General features: G+C 64.7%; 28 protein-coding genes. 19 read left to right on the top strand and 9 right to left on the bottom strand.

Annotated elements, in window-relative coordinates:
* Positions 1 to 125 precede the first annotated feature (125 nt).
* Positions 126 to 905, bottom strand: a complete 780-nt coding sequence (locus XI09_RS17465) for a helix-turn-helix transcriptional regulator (protein ID WP_271567920.1) — start codon at positions 903 to 905, stop codon at positions 126 to 128.
* A gap of 701 nt (positions 906 to 1,606) precedes the next feature.
* Between XI09_RS17465 and XI09_RS17460 the strand changes: the two genes are divergently transcribed.
* Positions 1,607 to 1,750 carry a hypothetical protein gene (locus XI09_RS17460; protein ID WP_271567919.1) on the top strand — a complete coding sequence of 48 codons (144 nt, stop codon included), beginning with the start codon at positions 1,607 to 1,609 and terminating at the stop codon, positions 1,748 to 1,750.
* 131 nt (positions 1,751 to 1,881) lie between these two features.
* Here XI09_RS17460 and XI09_RS17455 read toward each other — a convergent pair whose 3' ends face one another.
* Positions 1,882 to 2,550 carry a TetR/AcrR family transcriptional regulator gene (locus XI09_RS17455; RefSeq protein ID WP_271567918.1) on the bottom strand — a complete coding sequence of 223 codons (669 nt, stop codon included), beginning with the start codon at positions 2,548 to 2,550 and terminating at the stop codon, positions 1,882 to 1,884.
* An 8-nt stretch (positions 2,551 to 2,558) separates the two neighbouring features.
* Positions 2,559 to 2,996: a hypothetical protein gene (locus tag XI09_RS17450; protein ID WP_025575521.1), complete on the bottom strand. Its 438-nt coding sequence runs from the start codon at positions 2,994 to 2,996 to the stop codon at positions 2,559 to 2,561.
* Positions 2,997 to 3,465: 469 nt separating this feature from the next.
* On the opposite strand from XI09_RS17450, the gene XI09_RS17445 reads away from it, so the two are divergent.
* From XI09_RS17445 to XI09_RS17430, 4 genes are read left to right on the top strand one after another with little or no spacing between them, the layout of a single operon-like run.
* On the top strand, positions 3,466 to 3,672 hold the full coding sequence (locus XI09_RS17445; protein WP_271567917.1) for a hypothetical protein: 207 nt from the start codon (positions 3,466 to 3,468) through the stop codon (positions 3,670 to 3,672).
* Positions 3,669 to 3,827, top strand: coding sequence for a hypothetical protein (locus XI09_RS17440; protein ID WP_271567916.1), 159 nt, complete (start codon positions 3,669 to 3,671; stop codon positions 3,825 to 3,827). Before XI09_RS17445 ends, XI09_RS17440 begins: the two co-directional genes overlap by 4 nt.
* Positions 3,828 to 3,845: 18 nt before the next feature.
* On the top strand, positions 3,846 to 4,064 hold the full coding sequence (locus XI09_RS17435; protein WP_271567915.1) for a hypothetical protein: 219 nt from the start codon (positions 3,846 to 3,848) through the stop codon (positions 4,062 to 4,064).
* 40 nt (positions 4,065 to 4,104) lie between these two features.
* Complete coding sequence (locus tag XI09_RS17430; RefSeq protein ID WP_271567914.1) at positions 4,105 to 4,602, top strand: hypothetical protein; 498 nt, start codon at positions 4,105 to 4,107, stop codon at positions 4,600 to 4,602.
* A 17-nt stretch (positions 4,603 to 4,619) separates the two neighbouring features.
* Here XI09_RS17430 and XI09_RS17425 read toward each other — a convergent pair whose 3' ends face one another.
* Complete coding sequence (locus XI09_RS17425) at positions 4,620 to 5,423, bottom strand: Crp/Fnr family transcriptional regulator (RefSeq protein WP_271567940.1); 804 nt, start codon at positions 5,421 to 5,423, stop codon at positions 4,620 to 4,622.
* A gap of 300 nt (positions 5,424 to 5,723) precedes the next feature.
* A complete protein-coding gene (locus XI09_RS17420) occupies positions 5,724 to 6,932 on the bottom strand; it encodes an LLM class flavin-dependent oxidoreductase (protein WP_271567913.1) in 1,209 nt (402 codons plus the stop codon).
* 263 nt (positions 6,933 to 7,195) lie between these two features.
* On the opposite strand from XI09_RS17420, the gene napE reads away from it, so the two are divergent.
* From napE to XI09_RS17385, 7 genes are all read left to right on the top strand, one after another.
* The gene (napE, locus tag XI09_RS17415; RefSeq protein WP_271567912.1) at positions 7,196 to 7,381 is read left to right on the top strand and encodes a periplasmic nitrate reductase, NapE protein; all 186 of its coding nucleotides are present in this window, start codon (positions 7,196 to 7,198) and stop codon (positions 7,379 to 7,381) included.
* A 24-nt stretch (positions 7,382 to 7,405) separates the two neighbouring features.
* Positions 7,406 to 7,735 carry a chaperone NapD gene (locus tag XI09_RS17410; protein ID WP_271567911.1) on the top strand — a complete coding sequence of 110 codons (330 nt, stop codon included), beginning with the start codon at positions 7,406 to 7,408 and terminating at the stop codon, positions 7,733 to 7,735.
* A 16-nt stretch (positions 7,736 to 7,751) separates the two neighbouring features.
* The gene (gene napA / locus XI09_RS17405) at positions 7,752 to 10,265 is read left to right on the top strand and encodes a nitrate reductase catalytic subunit NapA (protein WP_271567910.1); all 2,514 of its coding nucleotides are present in this window, start codon (positions 7,752 to 7,754) and stop codon (positions 10,263 to 10,265) included.
* Positions 10,262 to 10,732, top strand: coding sequence for a nitrate reductase cytochrome c-type subunit (locus XI09_RS17400; protein WP_271567909.1), 471 nt, complete (start codon positions 10,262 to 10,264; stop codon positions 10,730 to 10,732). Before napA ends, XI09_RS17400 begins: the two co-directional genes overlap by 4 nt.
* Positions 10,729 to 11,370: a NapC/NirT family cytochrome c gene (locus XI09_RS17395; protein WP_271567908.1), complete on the top strand. Its 642-nt coding sequence runs from the start codon at positions 10,729 to 10,731 to the stop codon at positions 11,368 to 11,370. The genes XI09_RS17400 and XI09_RS17395 overlap by 4 nt, the downstream gene beginning before the upstream one ends.
* Before the next feature lie 253 nt (positions 11,371 to 11,623).
* On the top strand, positions 11,624 to 12,739 hold the full coding sequence (locus XI09_RS17390) for an ATP-dependent DNA helicase (RefSeq protein ID WP_271567907.1): 1,116 nt from the start codon (positions 11,624 to 11,626) through the stop codon (positions 12,737 to 12,739).
* A gap of 108 nt (positions 12,740 to 12,847) precedes the next feature.
* Entirely contained in the window at positions 12,848 to 14,230 is a 1,383-nt protein-coding gene (locus XI09_RS17385; RefSeq protein ID WP_271567906.1) for a lysophospholipase, read from the top strand.
* A gap of 39 nt (positions 14,231 to 14,269) precedes the next feature.
* Here XI09_RS17385 and XI09_RS17380 read toward each other — a convergent pair whose 3' ends face one another.
* Positions 14,270 to 15,955, bottom strand: a complete 1,686-nt coding sequence (locus XI09_RS17380) for a caspase family protein (RefSeq protein WP_271567905.1) — start codon at positions 15,953 to 15,955, stop codon at positions 14,270 to 14,272.
* Positions 15,956 to 16,200: 245 nt separating this feature from the next.
* Here XI09_RS17380 and msrA point away from each other — a divergent pair, with 245 nt between their 5' ends.
* From msrA to XI09_RS17360, 4 genes are all read left to right on the top strand, one after another.
* Complete coding sequence (msrA, locus tag XI09_RS17375; protein WP_271567904.1) at positions 16,201 to 16,905, top strand: peptide-methionine (S)-S-oxide reductase MsrA; 705 nt, start codon at positions 16,201 to 16,203, stop codon at positions 16,903 to 16,905.
* 29 nt (positions 16,906 to 16,934) lie between these two features.
* Complete coding sequence (gene msrB / locus XI09_RS17370; protein ID WP_271567903.1) at positions 16,935 to 17,354, top strand: peptide-methionine (R)-S-oxide reductase MsrB; 420 nt, start codon at positions 16,935 to 16,937, stop codon at positions 17,352 to 17,354.
* A 108-nt stretch (positions 17,355 to 17,462) separates the two neighbouring features.
* Positions 17,463 to 17,627 carry a DUF3309 family protein gene (locus XI09_RS17365; RefSeq protein WP_167771251.1) on the top strand — a complete coding sequence of 55 codons (165 nt, stop codon included), beginning with the start codon at positions 17,463 to 17,465 and terminating at the stop codon, positions 17,625 to 17,627.
* 214 nt (positions 17,628 to 17,841) lie between these two features.
* Positions 17,842 to 18,135: a hypothetical protein gene (locus XI09_RS17360; protein ID WP_028173077.1), complete on the top strand. Its 294-nt coding sequence runs from the start codon at positions 17,842 to 17,844 to the stop codon at positions 18,133 to 18,135.
* 219 nt (positions 18,136 to 18,354) lie between these two features.
* On the opposite strand, the gene XI09_RS17355 is transcribed toward XI09_RS17360, so the two are convergent.
* Both XI09_RS17355 and XI09_RS17350 read right to left on the bottom strand, forming a co-directional pair.
* Positions 18,355 to 18,891, bottom strand: a complete 537-nt coding sequence (locus XI09_RS17355; protein ID WP_271567902.1) for a DUF4112 domain-containing protein — start codon at positions 18,889 to 18,891, stop codon at positions 18,355 to 18,357.
* Between the two features lie 61 nt (positions 18,892 to 18,952).
* Complete coding sequence (locus XI09_RS17350; RefSeq protein ID WP_271567901.1) at positions 18,953 to 19,378, bottom strand: DUF5413 family protein; 426 nt, start codon at positions 19,376 to 19,378, stop codon at positions 18,953 to 18,955.
* A gap of 145 nt (positions 19,379 to 19,523) precedes the next feature.
* Between XI09_RS17350 and XI09_RS17345 the strand changes: the two genes are divergently transcribed.
* The 3 genes from XI09_RS17345 (at position 19,524) to XI09_RS17335 (ending at position 20,562) form a co-directional block, all read left to right on the top strand.
* A complete protein-coding gene (locus XI09_RS17345; protein ID WP_271567900.1) occupies positions 19,524 to 19,766 on the top strand; it encodes a hypothetical protein in 243 nt (80 codons plus the stop codon).
* Positions 19,767 to 19,804: 38 nt separating this feature from the next.
* Positions 19,805 to 20,029, top strand: coding sequence for a hypothetical protein (locus XI09_RS17340; RefSeq protein WP_271567899.1), 225 nt, complete (start codon positions 19,805 to 19,807; stop codon positions 20,027 to 20,029).
* A 170-nt stretch (positions 20,030 to 20,199) separates the two neighbouring features.
* A complete protein-coding gene (locus XI09_RS17335) occupies positions 20,200 to 20,562 on the top strand; it encodes a hypothetical protein (protein ID WP_271567939.1) in 363 nt (120 codons plus the stop codon).
* 726 nt (positions 20,563 to 21,288) lie between these two features.
* On the opposite strand, the gene XI09_RS17330 is transcribed toward XI09_RS17335, so the two are convergent.
* A partial coding sequence (locus tag XI09_RS17330; RefSeq protein WP_271567898.1) for a hypothetical protein occupies positions 21,289 to 22,437 on the bottom strand: 1,149 nt, incomplete at its 5' end.

Below are 22,437 nucleotides of genomic sequence, written 5' to 3'. Positions count from 1 at the left end.
TTCGAGTTAGAAGAACCCGCAAACTGCTGGTAAGCCCTCCCCTCGAAGTCTGAAATGGGTCAAAAGGCGACGATCGCGTGTCCGCTTTGCTCTTGGAAGCCGAGATCACGGACTAAGAGTACCCCTTAGTTCAGGCTGGAGCCGACGAGCAGGCGCAGCACGATCGCAAACAGCTCGCTCTGCGAGGAGATGCCGAGCCGCCCATAGGCGCGCTTGCGGTAGGTCAGCGTCGAATGCACGCTGATGCCGAGCGCCTGCGAGATCGCCTCGGAGCTGAAGCCTTCGAGGATGCGCCGGCAGACCTCCCGCTCGCGCGGCGTGAGATCGGCAAGCGGCGCGCGGGTGGCAAACAGCGTGGCGAGAGACTGATCGGGCGTTGCACTGCGCTGAAAGTGGCGTGCGACGCTCGCCCCGATCGCTGGTGCGATCGCCCGGAGGCGTTCGCGCTGGGCGTCGCTGAAGCGGCCCTGCGCGGCGATGCGATAGAAATTGACGTAGAAGCAGGTGTCGTCGACCCAGATTGCGGTCGCGCATTTGTCGACGATGCCGGAATCCTGGAAGAAGATCTTGCGGTAGCGCGCGCCATACATGCGCGGTGCGAAGGCCGGCAGCATGATCGACGCGCCGCCCTCGTCCTCGAACATCGCATCGCGATTGGGGTCGGATTCATGGAACTGTCCGGCATAGGCAGCGCCGAGGTCCGCGCCGATCGGGATGTTGCCGGCATCGAGCAGGCAGTGCGCGGCGCCCGCGCGGCTCAGCGAGAACACCATGCAATGGCCGACGGCCGCCTGCCGGCGCAGCGTCTCGATGAGCACTTCCGGAAAATCCGGCCGACCGATCGCGAGGACCGCGGGCGTGACATCGCCAGCCGCTACATTCGAGGCCATCCCGTGGGCCCGCATCGTTATCCTCCGCCAAACGTCTTTTGGCGGAGAATATCAGCAAGGCCGGCGTGCCGGAAGCTGGCCGTTACCATGCCGCCTCCGGGTCCCGGCCCGGCGCCGTCACTCATTCGGGAAGTCCCGACGCACATCCCGATCCAGCTGCTTGTACGTGACCGCACCGCTCGACAGGTCCATCAGCGAAAGGGATATTGAAGCCTGATCACCGATCATTGTTGGGGACCCATTCCTCCGCGGCTGGGTCCCAATGATGGGTGTCGTCGAAGTGTTTCCAGGGTGGCCGCCTCGGCTTGCTTTCGCCCTTCTGCCGATTTGCATTCAGTGCACGGAGTTGGACGGCGAGCGCCCCGACCATCATCCCCCATTCGCGAGCGTTGTATCGGGAGTTCCATTTGATTGCTGCGAGCATTGGATGCCTCCTTCAAGGCAAGAAGCTTCCGCCACATTAGCCCGGGCCAAGAACACGGGATGTAAGCTACTTCACAGTCGGCCAGCATCTTCGACATAGCCGCGGGCGATCTCAGTGCACGGCGACCGGAACCTACGTTCGCTCGATATTCGGGCGCCGGGCATAGGTCATGTTGCCGCGCGATCAAAACGCGCGCGACGAAACGTAGCATTGTCCCTGTGCGCGAAGGCACGTCCTTTCGACAGAGCGTATTTTATCGCTGGTGGACGCCCGCTCAGATGGAGGCCAGCGCATGCTTGAGCTTTGGAACAGCTGGTACGGCACCCTAGCCTCGGTGGAGGCGCTTGCCATGGTCATCGTCATTGTCCTGGTGGCTGCCGGCGCTATGACGCTGGCGGACAATCGGCGGCAAAAAACGCGTCCAGCAAAGGATTGATCTAGGGGAGTACACGCCCTACTCCGCCGCCACCCATCCCGTGGGGCCGCATCGTTTCCATGCGCGAACGTGTCGGCTTCTTCCTTGCGGCCTGTGAGGCACAGGACGCTGTGAGCCGTCGCGCGCCGGCCTCAACAGGTGGATTTATGGCGCAAACCGGCCTGAACGTTGATGAGTTGAGGAGGCGCCGGGCCAGCGAACGCCGCGTTGCCAAGCGCCCCCGCGCAAAAGCGCATCATTTCGTCGAACGCAGGCCGAAGCGCGGTCGCCTTGACACGGGAGGGATTGAGGTAGGCATCCATCGCGTCCAGCAGACAGCAGGCGAGCGCCATCGGGCTGCCGCCCCGGAACTCCCCGTTCACCTGGCCGGCCGCGATGATCGACCGCACGACGCCGCGAAGCCGATCCGCATGAGACAGGCAGGCCAGCCAGTTCGCCTGTCCTGCGGCCACCACCAGTTCGTGCAATCGGACATCGTTTGTCAGCCGGTGTTCATGCATCCGGGAGATCGCACCAAATGCTGCATTCAGGCGCTCCAGGCTCGAGCGGCCGCTTCGCGCTGCACTTGCGGCCGCCGCCGACACCTCCTCGAGCAGCTCCGTCACGACAGCCTCCTCGAGCGCCCGGCGGGAGGGATAGAACCGGTAGAGATTTGCCGGGGACATTGCTGCGCCGCGAGCGACGTCGGCAACCGTGGTCTTTCGGTACCCGATCTCCCGGTACAAGCGGATTGCAGCCTGCACAATTCGTTCACGCGTGCACGACAATCCAGCCCGGCGGGTCGTCTGCGCCTTCAGCATGCTCTGCCTCAACGCAACGGAATCGCGTGCATTTCACGCCGACAGGCCTCGCCGAATTCGCGCAACGGATCCATCTCCTCCAGGAAGCCCGGCAGGTCGACGAACGACGTGTTCGGTGCGAGGTAGGTCTCGATGATCAGCCGGCCTGCCCGCTCTGCGGCATGGACCACCTCATCGTCGGACAGAATCCGCATGCGCCCGATAAGCGCATACAAATTCACCAATGCCGGGATCTCGGATTTGTCGCTGGTGAGTGCGTCCGCGTAAAGTCGGGACGCCTCCTCAATAAAGCTTCGATACAGCTTTTCACGCTTCGACGTCGCGTGCGCGTGATGGCGCTCGCGGAGTCTGCGGCGCCGGCTCATCCATCCCGTCACGATCGTTGAAATCGCTCCGAAGGCCGAACCTCCGAACGCGGCGAAAGCAGGAGCATAGATTGTGTTCATACGATCGGTCCTCATTCCTGGCGTCGCGCTATCGGTGCGATCCCACGGTCCTGACCGAAACCGCGGCGGCTGCGTGGTCGAAGACCGCTCTGCAAGCTTCGCTCAGGTCCGACTTTCTTTGCCTGAGGCAGGCTTCCACATTGGTGGGATCGGGGACGTAGCCGGCGCACAGGCGAAACGCGTCAGAAGTGCACGCCGCTCTCTGCTCAGCTGTGCCGCGGTCCTCCTGCGCGAACGCAGCGGTGCCCAGCGCAACGAGCACCGGGACTGCGAGCACCAACCGGTTCTTGAACATATCGAATCCTTTCTCAGTTTGAGGCATCTGCTTTCAAAGGGATCCTTGGCCTCACTCCGAAGTCTCCCTCGTCCGACCAGGACGAACACGGGCTTGTGAGCCTCGGCTCTTGACACATCCCGCGATCCGCGCTGTATATGAACTATACGGTGTAGTTTATTTAGGAGACCGAAGATGTCAAGCCTGTTCCTGGCGCTCGTGCGGGAAAATCCCTGGCCTGGGATTGCCGTCGCGTCGCTCAATCTGATGGTGGCCGTGTCGCTCGTGGGCGTGAGCCTGCTGCTGGGTCTCACCATTTCGGTGCTCGCCTGGGTGCACGCGCTCGCCGGCGGCGAAGCCGCGCCGGTGCGGCATGCGGCCAGCCGGAGGAGCCTCGCATGACGTCGGGGCTGTTGCTTGCCCGCGATTGCATCATCTGCTGGGTCACGGTGTGGCTCGCGCCGGTCGAATCCATCTTCGACGCGATCGAATCCGAACTCGTCCGCAGAGGTGTCGCGCTTGAAGGCGTCGAGCCCCCTTCCCCGGCCGCCGCGTGAGCATCCCGGAAGTCCGACATGCTCAACTTCATCGAAGTGTACGACGTCATGGACGTGGAGCCGGCCACCGGCGCTTCAGTGTGGACCGGACTCACGGGCACGCGGACGGCCCTCGAGCGCGACGGGCACATGATCGACCCGAAGGCGATGGCCTATTGCCCGATCGAATGGCTCGACGAGCGCGGCTATCTCGACGCCGAACGCGCGTGCCGGCACCCGCGGCCCACGAGCTTCTGAAAATGAGACGGAATCATTTCATGCCCGGGAGCTGGCGGCCGTGAGCAGGAAGTCTGTGCTGTCGCGTGCGCGCGGCGTCGTCGAGCCCGAGATGCCCCTGCGGGCGTATTTTCTCTCGGCTGGGGGCGCGCTGCTCCTGCTGCTTCTGGCGGCCGACTGGGTGTTGCCCGCACCTTCGCCGAGCCGGCTCACGGACTCGCATTCCGCGTTGCCGCCGATCCGGATTCACTCAGAGCGGAGGGGACCCGAAGCGGCCGTCATCGACACCAGCGGGTTCGGACTGCGTCCCGCGCCCGCCGAGCACGATATCGCCCAGGCGCAGCTGCCCGAGACTGAAGTCGGCGACGCCGTTGTGCACGGCGATGACGGTAACCCGGCGGTGGCGGCGGCCGACCTGCGCCTTCGCGAAAGCCTGGCCCAGTTGCAGCCCGCCGTTCACAATCAAGCAGGGCGGCGGAGCCCGCATGAGATCGCGGCGCGACGGCGCAAGCTCGCTCCGGCGCGGAGGACGCCGAACGTCCAGAGTGAGGACTCATGAACGGGGCGCAGCGGACCTCATATGCGCCTTGACTGCTGCGCGGTTGTTTCCGGGAATGGCGCAAGGGCAGGCTGCGGCGCCGACAGTTCCTGGCAATACATCCGATCGATCTTGTCCTGCATGAGCGCATAACAATCGCATGCAACGCGCTCGAGCCGCACCCGGTCGATCTCGACAAACCCGCGCCGGTCGGACGGGACGGCGCCGGCCGCGCGCAGCTTGCTCATCGTCAGAGTCGCTGTTGTCCGCCGCACTCCAAGCAACTGCGCAAGCGCCTCCTGCGTCACCGGGAGGAGATCATTGGGAACGCGGTCGTGGAGCTGCAGGAGCCACCGCGCCATGCGGCCATCCACCAGGTGCAGCGCGTTGCAGGCCGCAACGTGCTGGAGCTGCAACATCAACGCGCGGACGTGGACCTGCACGACATTCCTGATGGCCTCGCTTCGCGCATAAGCAGCCCGAAACCTGGCGGCGGAGATCTGCGATGCCGTGCCGGCCACGCGAGCAACCGCGGTCACCGATGAAAGCGACGGGCCGAGTGCGGAGAACGAGGCCAAGGCGCCTTCCCGTCCGATCAACGTGGTTGCAACCGTTTGCCCGTCCGGCATATCGAGCATGAAGGCGATTGCACCGCTATGGGGAAAGTAAACCGGGTCGAGCTCATCGCCCGACCGCACCAGGACGGTATCCGGCTCGAACGAGACCTTCTGGAAGTGGGGCGTGAGCAAGCCGAGATCCGCCGGCGGCAACGCTGCCAGCAAACGATTGCCGACGCCAGCGCGGTGGACGGTCGCGATGCTTTCCGGTGAAGGAGCAGTCATGAACAACGGTATCCACTTCTCTTATTCATTTCGATTACCCGAAATTCGAATTGGCGAACGAGAATATCCAAACAGAGCCCTCAGGGGAGATCAAGTACGGACTATTGCGGTCCCAACCGGCATTCTTCCCGCGCAAACAGGATCTTGAACGCATCATACGGTTAACGATCCTTTGCACCCGAAGGGTTTCGGCGAGACGATCGACCAGCAAGGGTTGCGACGGCGCGGGAGCGGGCGATTGGCCCGATGCGGAAGCCCCGCGCCGCCGATAAGGGCACAGCCGACGTCAAACGTACACCCCTATCCCGCGGCCGCAGCTCTCGCCGGGGCGACGTTGATCGCGAGCTTGCCGTAGCGGTCGGTGAAGGCCTGGGTGTCGATCTCCTCAAGCTTGATCTCGCCGCTCATGACGCTCCTCTTCCAGGCCGCCTGCACCGGATCGTTCTGGAACTCCGGCATCACCTCGCGGCCGAACAACTCGAGCGATTCGCAGATGTGCTCGTGGCTGTTCTTGCCGGCCTGGTTGAGCAGGATGACCTGGTCGATATGCGAGCTCTGGAACCGCTTCAGCTTCCTGCGGATCGTCTCCGGCGAGCCGATCAGGCCGCCGCGCAGCGCCGCCTCCTGGGCCTCGGGATTGTCGCGCTTCCACTTGTTGTACTCGTCCCACATGTTGACGGTGTAGGGCGCGGGCCGCTGGCGGTTCTGCGCGGCGCCGTAGAAGCGCAGCGCGAACTGGAAGAAGGTGGCGCCGTCGGCGCGCGCACGCGCCTCTTCATCCGTCCTGGCGCACATGAAGAACGAGACCAGCGCCATGTTCGGATTGATCTCGTAGTCGGCGAGCTTGTGCAGCCGCTTGGTCATGGCGTTGTAATAGGCGTGCACCCAAGCATGGGCGGCGTCGGCGCTGACGAACTGGAAGCCGAGCGCGCCGAAGCCGTGACGGCCGGCGCGCTCGATGGTCGGCAACTGCGAGCAGGCCATCCACAGCGGCGGATGCGGCTTCTGCACCGGCTTCGGCACGACGTTGCGCAAGGGGATGTCGAAATACTTGCCGTGGTGCTCGCTGCCCGCGTCGCTGAACATCGGGAAGATCGCGGCGACGGCCTCCTCGAACACCTCCTTCTTGGTCTCCATGTCGCGACCGAACGGCTCGAGCTCGGTGATGGACGCGCTCTCGCCCATGCCGAATTCGCAGCGGCCGTTGGAGAGCAGGTCGAGCACCGCGACGCGCTCGGCAACACGCGCGGGATGATTGGTGGTGAGCTGGAGGATGCCGTGGCCGAGCCGGATGTTCTTGGTTCGCTGGCTCGCCGCGGCCAGGAACGATTCCGGCGAAGGCGAGTGCGAATATTCCTCGAGGAAGTGATGCTCGACGACCCAGGCATGGTCGTAGCCGAGCTTGTCGGCGAATTCCATCTGCGAGAGCGCGTTCTGGTAGAGCTTGAGCTCGTCGCCCGCCACCCAGGGCCGTGGCAGTTGCAGCTCATAGAAGATGCCGAACTTCATGACGCCTCTCCCGCATTGTTCTTGTTAAGCTCATCTTAACGGGTGAGGCGGGGCTGTCCACGGAATCGCAATTCCGCCGCGTGGCAGAACGTCTCCTTGTCTGCACGTCGCAGCGCGCGCCCGGCGTCGGGGCCGCGCTGCGACATCCGCGCAAGTCGGCCGGTTGATCCAGATCAACGCATTAACGCCGCGGTTGCAGCACAAGCAGGGCAAGGCAACGGCCCGGATGCCGTCTCAATTCCCAAAATTTCAGAGAGACGAATATGTCGGCCCCTGACGACACGACTGGGCGCGTGCGCCGTAAGCGCATGGAGATTTTCGCTTTCCTGTTCCTGACCGCGGTCGTGATGCCCGTCCTCGCCGTCGGAACGGTCGGCTCCTACGGGCTTGGCGTCTGGATCTACCAGATGTTTGCCGGTCCTCCCGGCCCACCAGCCTCCCCGCATTGATCCCCAGAGCGAAAGACAGGCATCATGGCCCAAGCCTCACTCAATAAAGCCACGCTCAACCGCCGCGCCTTGATCACCGGCCGGGTGCTCGGCACCGACCGCATCGTGCCGCCGCCGGGCGCCGAGATCGCCAGCATCATTGTGCAAGCGCGCCCCGAGCGGCTCGCCGAGCTCGAAGCCGAGATCACCGCGCTGCCCGGCTGCGAGATCCACGGCCGCGACCCGCGCGGCAAGCTCGTCGTCGTGACCGAAGCGCCTGACGCCGGCAGCCTCGGCACCCTGCTCAACACCATCCAGTCGCTGCCGAACGTCTATTCCGCGGCGCTCGTCTTCCACGCCATCGAAACCGCCTGAGTCAGGAAGAGCCATCATGACATCGCCGAAGCTCGACCGCCGCCAGATGCTCAAGCTAGAGGCCGCCGCCATCGCGGCGGCTGCCGCCGGGCTGCCGGTGCCGGCGCTCGCCGCCAACCTCGCCACCGAGCGCGAGGTGAGCGAATTGAAATGGGACAAGGCCGCCTGCCGTTTCTGCGGCACCGGCTGCTCCGTGATGGTCGCGACCAAGGAGAACCGCGTCGTCGCGACGCACGGCGACATCAAGGCCGAGGTCAATCGCGGCCTCAACTGCGTCAAGGGCTACTTCCTCTCCAAGATCATGTACGGCCACGACCGCCTGACGCAGCCGATGCTGCGCAAGGCGAACGGCAAATACGACAAGAACGGCGACTTCACGCCGGTGTCCTGGACCGAAGCCTTCGACATCATGGAGGTGAAGTGGAAGGAGGCAATGAAGAAGCGCGGTCCCAACGGCGTCGCCATGTTCGGCTCCGGCCAGTGGACGATCTGGGAAGGCTATGCCGCCTCGAAACTGTTCAAGGCCGGCTTCCGCACCAACAACATCGACCCCAATGCGCGGCACTGCATGGCCTCGGCCGTCGCCGGCATGATGCGCACCTTCGGCATCGACGAGCCGCCCGGCTGCTATGACGACATCGAGGCCACCGATGCCTTCGTGCTGTGGGGCTCCAACATGGCGGAGATGCACCCGATCCTGTGGACGCGCCTCGCCGACCGCCGGCTGTCCGCGCCGCATGTCCGCGTCGCCGTGCTCTCGACCTTCGAGCACCGCTCGTTCGACCTCGCCGACATCGGCATGGTGTTCAAGCCGCAGACCGACCTCTACATCCTCAACGCCATCGCCAACCACATCATCAAGACAGGCCGCGTCAACAAGGACTTCGTTGCCGCGCACACCGTGTTCAAGCGCGGCCAGACCGACATCGGCTATGGGCTGCGGCCCGAGCACCCGCTCCAGAAGAAGGCGACGGGCGCGGCCAAGGCCAACGACTCCACGGACATGAGCTACGACGAGTTCGTCAAGTTCGTGTCGGAATACACGCTGGAGAAGGCGGCCGAGATGTCCGGCGTGCCGCTCAACCGCCTGGAGGCGCTCGCCGAGCTCTACGCCGATCCCAAGACCAAGGTGGTCTCGTTCTGGACCATGGGCTTCAACCAGCACACCCGCGGCGTCTGGTGCAACAACCTCGTCTACAACATCCATCTTCTGACCGGAAAGATCTCCTCGCCCGGCAACAGCCCGTTCTCGCTGACCGGCCAGCCTTCGGCCTGCGGCACCGCGCGCGAGGTCGGTACCTTCTCGCACCGCCTGCCCGCCGACATGGTCGTGACCAACAAGGCGCATCGCGACCATGCCGAGCACATCTGGCAGCTGCCCGAGGGCACCATTCCCGACAAGCCCGGCGCACACGCCGTGCTGCAAAGCCGAATGCTGAAGGACGGCCTGATCAACGCCTATTGGGTGCAGGTCAACAACAACCTCCAGGCCGGCCCCAACGCCAACGAGGAGACCTATCCGGGCTTCCGCAATCCCGACAATTTCATCGTGGTCTCGGATGCCTATCCGTCGGTTACTGCACTTGCGGCCGACCTGATCCTGCCCACCGCGATGTGGGTGGAGAAGGAAGGCGCCTATGGCAATGCCGAGCGGCGGACGCAGTTCTGGCATCAGCTCGTCCCTGCCCCGGGCGAGTCGAAGTCCGATCTCTGGCAGCTCATGGAATTCTCCAAGCGCTTCAAGATCGAGGAGGTCTGGCCCGAGGAGCTGATCGCCAAGAAGCCGGACGTGCGCGGCAAGACGCTGTTCGACGTGCTCTACAAGAACGGCCAGGTCGACAAGTTCCCGGTCTCCGACATCGAGCAGGGCTATCTCAACGACGAGTCCAAGGCGTTCGGCTTCTACGTGCACAAGGGCCTGTTCGAGGAATACGCCTCATTCGGCCGCGGCCACGGCCATGACCTCGCGCCGTTCGACACCTATCACCGCGAGCGCGGCCTGCGCTGGCCTGTCGTCAACGGCCAGGAGACGAAATGGCGTTTCCGCGAGGGCAGCGATCCCTACGTCAAGCAAGGCACCGACGTGCAGTTCTACGGCTATCCGGACGGCAAGGCGCGCATCTTCGCCCTGCCCTACGAGCCGCCGGCGGAATCGCCCGACAGCGAATATCCGTTCTGGCTCTCGACCGGCCGCGTGCTGGAGCACTGGCATTCCGGCACCATGACGCGCCGCGTGCCCGAGCTCTACAAGGCCTTCCCCGAGGCCGTCTGCTTCATGCATCCGGACGATGCGCAGGAGGCGAAGATCCGGCGCGGCGACGAGGTGAAGGTGGTGTCCCGCCGCGGCTTCATCCGCGCCCGCGTCGAGACGCGCGGCCGCGACCGGCCGCCGCGCGGCCTCGTCTTCGTGCCGTGGTTCGACGAATCCAAGCTGATCAACAAGGTGACGCTGGACGCCACCGATCCGATCTCGCTGCAAACCGACTTCAAGAAATGCGCTGTGCGCATCGAGCGGGTGGGCCTGTCATGACGAAACGATTTGGAATCGCCTTGCTTGCGTTCGCGATCGCCGCGGGCGCGAGTTCGCTGACCGCGCAGACGGTGACGTCGGGCCTGCGCGGCCCGGCCCCGCTCAATGACGAGGGGCCGGCGCCGCCGATACTGCCGAACCGCAACACCTCCGAGAGGGAGGTGCGCAATTATCCGGAGCAGCCGCCGGTGATCCCGCATACGATCGACGGCTACCAGGTCGACCTCAACGGCAACAAATGCCTGTCCTGCCACGCGCGGGCGCGCACCGCGGAATCGCAGGCGCCGATGGTCTCGATCACGCATTTCATGGACCGCGACGGCCAGTTCCTGGCCTCGATCTCGCCGCGGCGCTTCTTCTGCACGGAATGCCACGTGCCGCAGAACACCGCCAACCCGCCCGTCAGCAACGATTTCACCGACATCGACACGCTGCTGTCGCGCGCCAGCCCCGGTGGCCGCCGATGACGACGACCGCTGACGAGCCAAAAGCCAAGCGCGGCTTCATCGCGCGAAGCTGGGATTTCGCGCTCGAGCTCTGGCAGGTGCTGATCCGGCCGAGCTCGGTGTTCGGGCTCGGCGTGCTGGTGCTGGCCGGCTTTGCGGCCGGCGTGATCTTCTGGGGCGGCTTCAACACCGCGCTGGAATTGACCAACACCGAGAAGTTCTGCACCGGCTGCCATGAGATGAAGGACAACGTCTATGCCGAGCTGAGGTCGACCATCCACTTCAGCAACCGCTCCGGCGTGCGCGCGACCTGCCCGGACTGCCACGTGCCGCACAACTGGACCGACAAGATCGCGCGCAAGATGCAGGCCTCCAAGGAAGTCTGGGGCAAGATCTTCGGCACGATCGACACAAGGGAGAAATTCCAGGATCACCGTCTCGAGCTGGCCGCTCATGAATGGGCCCGCTTCAAGGCCAACGATTCCCTGGAATGCCGCAACTGCCACAGCGCCGATTCCATGGACATCACGAAGCAGTCGCCGCGGGCCTCGGTGGCGCACCAGCGCTTCCTGTTCACGGGGGAAAAGACCTGCATCGACTGCCATAAGGGCATCGCCCACCATCTGCCCGACATGCGCGGCGTTCCCGGCTGGCAATAGGGGCGATCGCATATGACCTGACGGTTTGGCCGCCATAGCCTCCGCAGCGTCATGGCCGGGCTTGTCCCGGCCATCCACGCCTCGCCATGCGGCACGAAGAACGTGGATGCCCGGGACAAGCCCGGGCATGACGACCTCTTGCGCGGCTCGAGTGCCCCCGGCAATAGCGGGCGACCCCGCTTGAACCGGCGGGCCGAATGGTTAGTTTTGAGGGATGGCGAATCGCCGCGGCTCGCCCCTCCTCAAGACAGACATGCCCACATTCACCCCGCATCAGGATGCCGCTCTCAAGGCCGTCGGCGACTGGCTCAAGGCCAAGCCCGGCCGGGGCGGCACGCCGCCGGTGTTCCGCCTGTTCGGCTTTGCCGGCACCGGCAAGACCACGCTGGCGCGGCACATCGCCGAGGGCGTCGACGGCGAGGTGAAGTTCGCCGCCTTCACCGGCAAGGCCGCGCTGGTGATGCGCAACAAGGGCTGCGACGACGCCTCCACCATCCACTCGCTGATCTACCGCGCCCGCGAATCCGGCGAGGAGCAGCCGAGCTTCGAATTGTGGGACGACGCGCCCGCGTCCAAGGCCAAGCTGATCGTGATCGACGAATGCTCGATGGTCGATGCCGAACTCGGGCGCGACCTGATGTCGTTCGACTGCCCGCTGCTGGTGCTGGGCGATCCCGCGCAGCTGCCGCCGATCCAGGGCGGCGGCTTCTTCACCAACACCGAGCCCGACGCGATGCTGACCGAGGTGCACCGCCAGGCGCAGGACGATCCGATCGTGCGGATGTCGATGGACGTCCGCGAAGGCCGCGAGCTCGACATCGGCCGCTACGGCGAGAGCGAGGTGGTGTCGCGCAAGGAGCTCGATCCCGACCGCGTCATGGGCGCCGACCAGGTGCTGGTCGGCCGCAACAACACGCGACGCGCGTACAACATGCGTGTGCGGCAGCGCCAGAACATCGAGGACGCCTTTCCGGTCGCCGGCGACAAGCTGGTGTGCCTGCGCAACAACCGCAAGAAGGGCCTGTTCAACGGCGGCCTCTGGCGCGTGAAGTCGCGCAACACCGCGCGCTCGAAATCGCGCATCCTCTCGATGCGGCTGTCGCCGGACGAGGATCTTGGCCACAAGGTGACGAAGGTCTCGGTGCGCGCCGACTGCTTCGAGGGCGGCGTCGAGCAGATCGCCTGGGAGCAGCGCAAGCCCTATGACGAGTTCGACTACGGCTACGTGCTGACCGTGCACAAGTCGCAGGGCTCGCAATGGGACGACGTCGTGCTGTTCGACGAGAGTTTTGCGTTTCAGGACTCGCGGGCGCGGTGGCTGTACACGGGGATCACGCGCGCGGCGAAGCGGCTCTCCATCGTCGTCTGAATTTCTCCAGGGTGTGCCGCGCATTCCTCCAGTCGAGCGCAATTCTGCATTCATCAGGCGCTAGGGATTGACGTGCTATCAGCGCCCAGCCAAACGGGGGCGGACGGCATGAATACGCACGCGACAAGACCTAATTACCTCAACGCGAACCTTGAGCGCATTGAGGTTGGCCGTCGAGGCTTCCTGAAGTCCGCGGGTGCCGCAGCTGGTTCACTCGCAATCTCAATGGCCGCGCACGGCCCTGCCGTTGCAATACCGGCCGGAAGCTCACGTGACGATCTGAGCGGACCGGTGCACGTCTCCAAGGAGAGACTCAACGCGCTGGCCGCGAAGTTCTACGCGGTTTTCAACGAGCGCAGCATATTGGCCGCGAACTTTCCGGAAAATCATTCCGCGCGCTTCGATGTCGAGTTGAGACGCATCACCACCTTTACACGCGTCCCGGAAACGGGAGAAAAGGTCAAGATCAGCGGACTGCTAGCAGTCCCGGTAGGCAAGCGCGGTCCACTTCCCGTCATATCCTGGCAGCACGGTACGATTCTTTCGTTCGATCAGGTCCCCTCGAACCTGACGCGACTTCAAGCCGAGGGCTACGAGCTGCGCGACAACGTCGATTCGATCGAGACGCTGTTCAACATCCAGCGCTTCGCGGGAAACGGCTACGCCGTCATCGCCGCGGATTACCTTGGCAAGGGGCCCTATCGGAACGGCCGCAGCGAAGCCTATGCAGTGAAGGACGCTACCGTCCAATGCTGCCTCGACGTCTTGAACGCCGGCTTGCTGGAGCTCGGAAAACTGGGCCTGCGCAAATCCTCCCTGTTCTTGAACGGCTGGTCGCAGGGAGCCCTCAATACGCAATGGCTCAAGCAGGAAATGCAACGGCGCGGTATCAAGGTGATGGCGAGCGCGACCCAGAGTCCGTTCAATAATCTGCCCGAGAGCTTTCATTACTGGGTGGCTCCCAAGTCCTACATACCATCTGCGGATACTGCTTATCCGATGCCGCCGGCGTGGATCACGCCCTGCCTCATCGTCCTTCTTGGAAGCTATCGGCGATACTATGGATTGAACAAGCTGTTCGATGCGGCGATCAAGCCGCAATACCGCGCCTTTGCCGAAAAGTACTGGTCCGACTACAGCCTCGATGGGGAGATCGCGAAAACCATTCCGCCGGCCTCCGACTTCCTGGTAGACGGATTCTTCGAGCGTTTCACCGACGAGGCCAACAGCAAACTCCTGCGGCGCCTGGGCTCGAACAGCGCGACCTTTTGGGACTACGATTCACCCATCAGATTCTACTACGGATTGGCCGACGAGGCCTTGTATCCGAGCCTGGTCAGGATGGCGCCCGCCTCGGGCGGACAACTTGCAGGCGGCGTTCCGGTCAACGGCGCGAGCCACCGCGGCACCTTCCTGGCAAGCCTCTATGGCGACAGCACGGTCCTTAACGGACAGCCCACGGTTTTCGACTGGTTCAATTCGATGACGTGAGCAAGGGCGACGCAGGGCATTGCGCCCCCGGCGCCGCCGTCACTTCCCCGCGACAAAATAAAAATCCTCCCGCCCCGGAGGCGAGCCGTAGGTGAACGGCTGCTGCCCGTGCCTGGTCGCGGACCAGACGTCGTCGCGGACGATGTCGAACAGCTTCCTGATCTCGACGCGCGGCTCCTTGATCTCGCGGGCGAGCGCGGTGGCGAACGGGCTGTCGGCGCCGCCGTCGCCGTCCATCGCGGTCTCGCCGTGCTTGGCGGCGTAGACCACCATGAAGCCGGCGCCGGGCTCGATGTTGGAAAAGCCCTTGTCGACCAGCTTGAGCGACAGCGTCCGCTGCATGGTCGGCGCGAACGGATTGTCGCGGCATGCATCCAGCATCACCAGACGCACTTTTCTCGCAGCGCCCACCGCTGCGATCACCTGCTCCAGGGCGACGGCCTGAGCCTCGGCATCCCTGTCGGCAGCCAGCTTGGCGTCGACAGGGACGAGATAGTTCACCCCGCCGATCTCGAAGCCGTGGCCGGCGTAATAGACCACCGCCCAGTCGGCCTTCTCCGCTTCGGCAGCGAACGTCTGCAGCGCTTCGAAGAACTTGTCGCGGGTCAGGTCGCTGACGGATATCACGGTCTGGAAGCCGACCTCGCGCAGCACGTTTGCGATCAGCTTCGAGTCGCGTGGCGGATTGGGCAAGGCGTGCACGTTCTTGTAGGCGCCGTTGCCGATCACGAGCGCAACGCGGCGCCCGGTCACCCCGGCGGGCGCCTGCGGCGTCAGCGCGGCGAGCCGCTCCTGCGCGATGGCGCGGGCGCGCGCGACCTCGGTCTCGTCGAACTTGGTCAGCGAATAGGCCGCGGCGCGATAGTCGGCGCGGGCCTGGGCAAGATCCTTCCTGCGCTCGTAAATCTGGCCGCGGCCTGAATGTGCACGGACATTGTTCGGATTGATCTGGATGGCCGTGTTGTAGTCCTTCAGCGCGGCGTCGAGATCGCCCTTCATCATGTTGACGTCGGCGCGATTGTTGATCGCGAACACGTTTTTCGGCTGCTTTTCGATCAGGCCGTTGCAGTCGGCAAGGGCCCGGTCGAACTTGCCCATCATGCCCCAGGTGATGCAGCGGTTGCCGGCGATCTGCGGCGCGTTCGGATCGATCTTCTCGGCCTCCGCGAAATCGGCGATCGCGCCGTCGAAATCCTTCATCAGCGTGCGCACGCGGGCGCGATTGGTCCAGCCGAGCAGGAATTTGGGCGTGTATTTGATCGACAGGTTGAAATCGTCGAGCGCGCTTTGCAGCGCGCCCCGGCGCGCCTGGATGATGCCGCGGTTGTTGTAGGGGACACCGTAGGCCGGGCGCTTCTGGAGCGCGAGGTTGTAGTCGGCCATCGCGAGGTCGTCCTGCCCGCTGCGCTCATAGGCGAGACCGCGCAGGTTGAGCGCAATGACGTAGTCCGGATCGAGGTCGACGGCCATGGACAGGGTCTCGATCGCGTGGACGTAGTCGCGCTTGTTGATCATGGTGTTGCCGCGCACGGATAGCGCGATCGCCTTGTCCTTGCCGGTGAGCCGGTCGGCGTTGAGCAGATTGTCGCAGGCCGCCGCGCGGGCCTGCGCCTCCGCCTGGCGGTCGCGGCAAATGGCGAGGTTGTCGCCGGCTTGCGGCTCGGCTGCGGCGATCGCGGCGGCGGAGATCAGGATGACGAGGGTCAGGGAAACGACGCGCAGCATGTTGTCAGGCCAGCTCCAGCCACCACTTTTGAGTCGATCGTCGATCGCGCGGGTTCATCTAGCGCGGAGTTCCTCACCGCGCCAAGCCGGGCTGCCTCGGGCCGCGTTTTTCACAGAGTCGTGTCCGCCGCGGCGTAACAATCGGCACCTGTCCCCGTATCTCAGGTGACCGAATGCCGCCGGACAGGCTGTTCGCCCGGCGCCAACCGACCTAGAGTATCCACCTTCCGGAAAGAGGATTTGCCATGCGCCGTCCCGCACTCCTGTCCCTGCTGGCTGCCACGACCGCCCTGACGCTGGCCTTTGCCGTGCCGTCCCGGGCCGCCGAGGATGCGGTCGTGATCCCCGCCCCGACCATGGACGCGGCACCGGCGAGCGGCATCCAGACCGCCGTGATCGCCGGCGGCTGCTTCTGGGGCGTGCAGGGCGTGTTCCAGCACACCGCGGGCGTCGTCAACGCGGTCTCCGGCTATGCCGGCGGCACCAAGGCGACCGCCGACTACCAGACCGTCTCGAGCGGCCGGACCGGCCATGCGGAATCGGTCGAGATCAAGTACGACCCGAAGAAGATCAGTTACGGAAAGATCCTCCAGATCTACTTCTCGGTGGCGCACGACCCGACCCAGCTCAACCGCCAGGGTCCCGACACCGGCACGCAATATCGCTCGGCGATCTTCACCACCTCCGACGAGCAGAAGAAGGTGGCCGAGGCCTATATCGCCCAGCTCGACGGCGCCAAGGTGTTCAGCAAACCGATCGTGACCAAGGTCGGCGCGCTGGAGACGTTCTATCCGGCGGAGGCCTATCATCAGGATTATCTGACGCTGCATCCGAACCAGCCCTACATCGCCTATAACGACCTCCCCAAGATCGAGAACCTGAAAAAGCTGTTCGCGGATAACTACATCGAGAAGCCGACGCTGGTGAATGCCAGCAAGGCCACCAACTGATCGCGAGATCACCAAAAAACGGGAGACCCATGCCCGACGCCAAGACGAAAACCACGGACGACAAAGTCATCAAGAGCGAAGAGCAGTGGCGGCGCGAGCTGTCGCCGATGCAGTACGCGGTGCTGCGCGAGAAGGCGACCGAGCGTCCCTTCTCCGGCGAGTATGAGCACGACCACCGTGCCGGCACCTATGTCTGCGCCGGCTGCGGCAACGTGCTGTTCGAGTCCGATGCCAAGTTCGATTCCGGCTGCGGCTGGCCGAGCTTCACGCAGCCCGCCGTCGACAGCCACGTCGACGAGGAAAGGGACGTGAGCCACGGCATGATCCGCACCGAGGTGCTCTGCGCCAAGTGCAGCGGCCATCTCGGGCATGTCTTTCCCGACGGCCCCGGGCCGACGGGCCTGCGCTATTGCATCAACTCGGCGGCGCTGAAGCTCGAGCCGAAATAAACGTTGCGCGCCGCCGGGTTCCGCCATGGAACCCGGCGGCGCGATGTGCTTTTCTTCTCTGGCGGTGCGGCCGATCATCGCGTTTTGGCGGCCGCCAGGGAGGATGCCATGACACTCGGGACCATCCTGATCATCCTGGTGATCATCTACCTGCTCGGCGGCCTGTCCGGCCGTGTCGGCGGTTATGGCTACGGCATGGGCCATTCCGGCATGGGGATCGGCGGCGTCGTGCTCGTGGTGCTGGTCGTGCTGTTGCTTCTCGGCAAGCTGTAAACCATTTAACACATTGAAATCACTTGGTTTACAGCCCTTGCGGGGCAGCCATGCGCGGATTCATCATCTCCCATCGCAGGGGTCGCATTTTTGTCAAATCGGCCTATATTAGAGGACGAAAATGACATGTGCGGCGGGCCCACGCGCTTGTGGCCTCCGCCCTCCCAAACCCCACGCGCTTAAAGCCCCAGAGAAGATCACGAGGTCTTTGACCATGCGTCCACTGCGTCCGTTCAACTTCAACACATCCGCCGAGCTCTTCCCCGCCGCGATCCGCAAGAAGAAGCGTGCCGGCTTCACCTATCGCCGGTTCGGCACCGCGGCCGAAGCCGTGCAGTTCGCGATGGAGCAGTTGCCGACGGATTCGCTGAACGGCGCCTATCTCCAGGTCGAGGAAGCGCGCTTCGACCAGAACGGCATCCGCTCGCTCTATGAGAGCGAAGCCTTCCCGCTGCCCCGTCGCCGCAAGCCCGAGCCGGCCGCCGAGGCCGACGCCGACGCGGCATAAGTTTTTCGCAAGCCTCCGATGTGCGCAGAAGGCGCGATGGCCGAAAGGCTATCGCGCTTTTTGCGTTTGAGGGCTTTGGAGTCCCATGCTTCCACAGCGTCATGGCCGGGCTTGTCCCGGCCATCCACGCCTTAGACCGCGGCACGAAGAACGTGGATGCCCGGGACAAGCCCGGGCATGACGACCGTTCGGGCATATTCAATTACGGAGAGCAGCGCCCTACAAGCGCGGCTGCTTGTCGAGCCAGCGGCGGAGCAGGCGCATGTTGCGCATGTTGGCGCGGAACATGACGTCGAAGGCGTCGCCCGCAAGCGGCACCATGCCGACCACGCCGTCAACCGCAACATTGCCGAGCATGCGCGCGGTGAGGTACCAGGGCGCGCCCAGCGCGCGGGCCTCGCGCACCAGCCACAGCGAGATCGCCGTGGTGATGATATCGCCGACGACGGGGATCAGTCCGATCAGGCCGTCGATGCCGTAGCGGATGTTGGTGCCGGGCAGGATGAAGGCGACGTCGAGCAGCTTTGCGATCGCCTCGAGCCGCGCGATGCGCTGCTCGCGCGTCAGATTGCCGAACGGATTACCCTGGCCGAACTCGAAACGAAACTCGCGAAAGCCCTGCTCCAGCGTCTCGGGCCGGATCTCGCGGCCGTCCTGGTCGATGATCGGCCCGCGTGCTTCGGTGCCTGAGAAGCGCGAACGGCTCCCGGAACGGGATTTGCGCGGAGCAAGAATATCGTCGTCGGACATGGTCATAGCCCAGGGGAAACTCGCCGACGCGGCGGAGGTTGCTGCACCGCGTCCGAACGTCGCGCGGTCAGGTCGGTGCCGCCGCCGCTTGCGGCTCCTCGACATATCTATGCACGAGCCAGGAGGAAATCACCGACGGCACGAAGCCGACCATTCCGTACAGGATGAACTGAACCGCGCCCGAATCCGGCCCGCGCGAGCTGTACGTCAGCGAGGCCAGGACGAAGGCGAACAGGCCGACCAGCAGCGTCCGCAGCACCGGGCCGACCCGGCGGATGTGGACCAGGATGTCATCGACCGCGCCGATCATCAGCGACGGCAGGAAGCCGAACAGATAGCTGTATTGCAGGGACTTGAAGAACACTGCGAACAGCTTGCCGACCTCGCCGAGGTTGGTCTGGGTCCAGTAGCCGGACTGGTAGGTCGTCGTCAGCAGCAGCAGGAACCCGCCGACGAACGGCCCGACCAGCGCAAACACCAGATAGCGTTTCATCAAAGACCCTCACACTTCACCCCTGTTATAGCAGCGCCTCGGGAACCTTGAATAGCGGGCGCCGGCGCCTCCCCCGAGGGGAACAAGTGGCAAGGCGACGAGTTCAGACAGGACCTGAATCACCCCCCTTGGACTGGAGCCGCCGATGTCCCGCAAATTTCTTCTGGCGACGATCACGCTTGCAACCCTCGGTGGCCTGTCGAGCGCGCCCGCTCTCGCGCAAGGCCACATGGGCACACCGCAGGAGCAGAACGCCTGCTCGCGCGATGCCTCGCGGCTGTGCCGCAAGGACCTCGGCAATGACAGCGCGGTGCAGGGCTGCCTGCAGGCCAACCGGGCCAAGCTGTCGAAATCGTGCAGCAAGGTGTTCGCCAGTCACGGCATGTGAGGATCGGAAACAGTCCCTGTGAACGGAGAGGTGAAGCCATGTTGCGCGACGAGCAGCTCTCGATCCTCAGGGACATCTGTCAATCCATCGCCTTTGCCGACGACCGGCAAGGCAAGATGGGACAATTGATCGCCGACGGCTACGTGATGAAGGACGGCGATCTGTTCGAGCTCACCGCGAAGGGCGTCACCGCCGTCGAGGAACACGCCGCCGCACTTGGCGAGAGCGACGCCACAAGCACGCCATCCTATCGCCTCATCTGACGCAACGCGTCGCTTCGACGTGACGTCTGCGCAACAATTGCGAATTCGTTCGCGCGGCCCATTGCAGCCATACGACAATGGCGCATACTTGGCTCGGGCGGCGCAGCACTTTTCGATTCGAACATCACGAGAGATCGAGCAACCACATGCGGGATTGAGTTCCCGGCGTGATGGCTGCGACATGCGGCAAGTCAAGCCGCGTGCGGCGCCCCAAAACCAAGCGGCTCAAGCCCACGGACCTCGGGGACGCATTCGACATGACACGCAATCAGACCATCGCAACTCTCTTCGCCCTCGCCACCACCGCTGTCGCATTCCAGACATCGCCCGGCTTCGCCTTCTCGCCCGAAGCACAGCAGATGTGCTCGGGCGATGCGATGCGGCTGTGCTCCAGTGAAATCCCTGATATCCCGCGGATCACCGCCTGCATGGTGCGGAACAAGGCGCAGGTCAGCCCCGGCTGCCGCGCCGTGATGGACCGCGAGCACGCAGCCGCAGCAGCATCGCGGAAGCGGGAAGCCGCCGCGCAATAGGCGGCGACGCCGGCGGATCGCCCACCCGCGCGTGGCTCAAGCGACACCGGCGCCGGAAACCTTGTCGGCCGTCCGTCATTGATCCGTTTCCAACACTTATCGGAGCGGAGTATGACTTTACGGACACTTGAAACCCTGGTCGCGCTCGCCGCGATCGGCATCGCTACGCCGGCGTTCGCGCAAGGCGCAGGAGGCGCGGGCGGAGCTGGCGCGGGTGGCACTGGAGGAACGGGCGCTGCGGCCGCAGGTTCGACGGGCGCTTACGGAGCCGGTGCCTACGGCGCCGGCAGCTACGGTGCGCCGAGCTCTGGGGCCTTCAGCGGGCCCAGCGCTCTCCCACGCCCGACGAACTCCGGAACGACAGACAGCACAAGCAGCACGACAGGAACGACGGCCGGCGGAGTCTCTACGCCAAGGAAGGCGACGAACTACTTCGTCCCGTCAGATCCGTCGCTCAGCGGTCCGAGCGCGACGGCGGCGGCCCAGAAAAACTCGGCCGTCAACGGTTCAAATACCGCACCGGGGACGAGCCAGTCGTCCGGCAACGTCGGCGCCGCGGGTGTCGGCGTCGGCCACACTGCCAACGGACAACCGATCGGCAGCTCAGGCTCGGGCCTCGGCTCGCCCGAGCAACCGATCGGTTCGGATTCAAGGTAGCGGGCTCAAGATCGCTGCCTTGACGCGTTTTCCTGACGCGAACGGGTATCTACTTCGCTCGAAAACGCTTCAGTCGCCCCACTGCGCGAACGCGTCGTTGAAGGCGCGCTCGCCGGGGGCGCCCTTCTCGATCGCGATGATGGCGCGGCGCTGGTTGGCGTAGACGAGGGGCACGTCGAACCAGGAGCGCTCCTTCAGGAGCTGGACGTTGCGGGCACGGTCGGCGTCGACATTGGACAGGCCGACCAGGAAGAAGCCGTCGGTGACCTTGACCGCGAGGCCCGCGAGCGGCGTGCCGCGCGCCTGCTCGTTCGACTTCATCAGGATGCCCGGCACGTTGGAGACGCTGCCGCCCGGGAAATCCTGTGGCAGGATGAAGGTCAATTCCGCGGTGTGGCTCGCCGGCAGCGAGGAGTCGGTGTTGCGGCGGAACGACATCGTCATCTTGAACTTACGGTCGGGAATCTCGATGTCGGCGCGCACGGCGACGTCGGCCTTCTGGTTGCCCGACGCCTTGATCGGCTCGAGCCGCCACACCACCGAGCCGACATATTGCTTGCCCTTCGGATCGGACGGATCCTCGTCATAGAGCACGACCTTCTGCGCCACCGGCGCGACCGGCTGGTCGCTGGCCGAGGGCTGGCCGACCCGATCGGGGATCTTCGGCTTGCTCTGCGGCTGGGACGGATCCTTCGGCGCCTCAACCACCTGGGTCGGCGAGGACTTGAACAGGCCGTTCGCGATCTGGACCAGCTGTTTGCCCCAGAGAATGCCGGCACCGACCAGGATCAGCACGATGCCGACGGCGATCGCACTCTTGAACGGGAAGACGGAGCGGGCGCGCTTGGGCTTCTTGGTGTCGCGGTCGAGGACGGGGATGTGCGGGCGCGTCGACGCGGCCCGCGGCGCATAGCGCTCGGCCTCCTCGATCGACTCGTCATAGGAATAGGGCGCATCGCCCTCGCCGGCGCGGTTCTCCAGGCTCGGCTCCAGCCGGTCGAATTCCGGCGAGGGCGAGGGCACGTTGGCATAGGTGCGGCGCGCGGCGCGATTGGCCTGCGCGGCGGCGCCACCGAGATCGTTGACGTCGGCGGTGATGTCGCGGAAGCCGCGCACGCCCGGTGCGGGCGGCAGCGGCGGCGGAGGTCCGATGTCCGGCGGGCGGCGCCCAGCCGCGCGATCGCGTCCGGCAGGTGGAGGGGCCGGCGGCTCCGGCAT

This window comes from Bradyrhizobium sp. CCBAU 11386 (genome assembly GCF_028128955.1).
In the GTDB taxonomy this organism is placed as follows: domain Bacteria; phylum Pseudomonadota; class Alphaproteobacteria; order Rhizobiales; family Xanthobacteraceae; genus Bradyrhizobium.
This window is presented reverse-complemented; position numbering and strand designations above follow the sequence as displayed.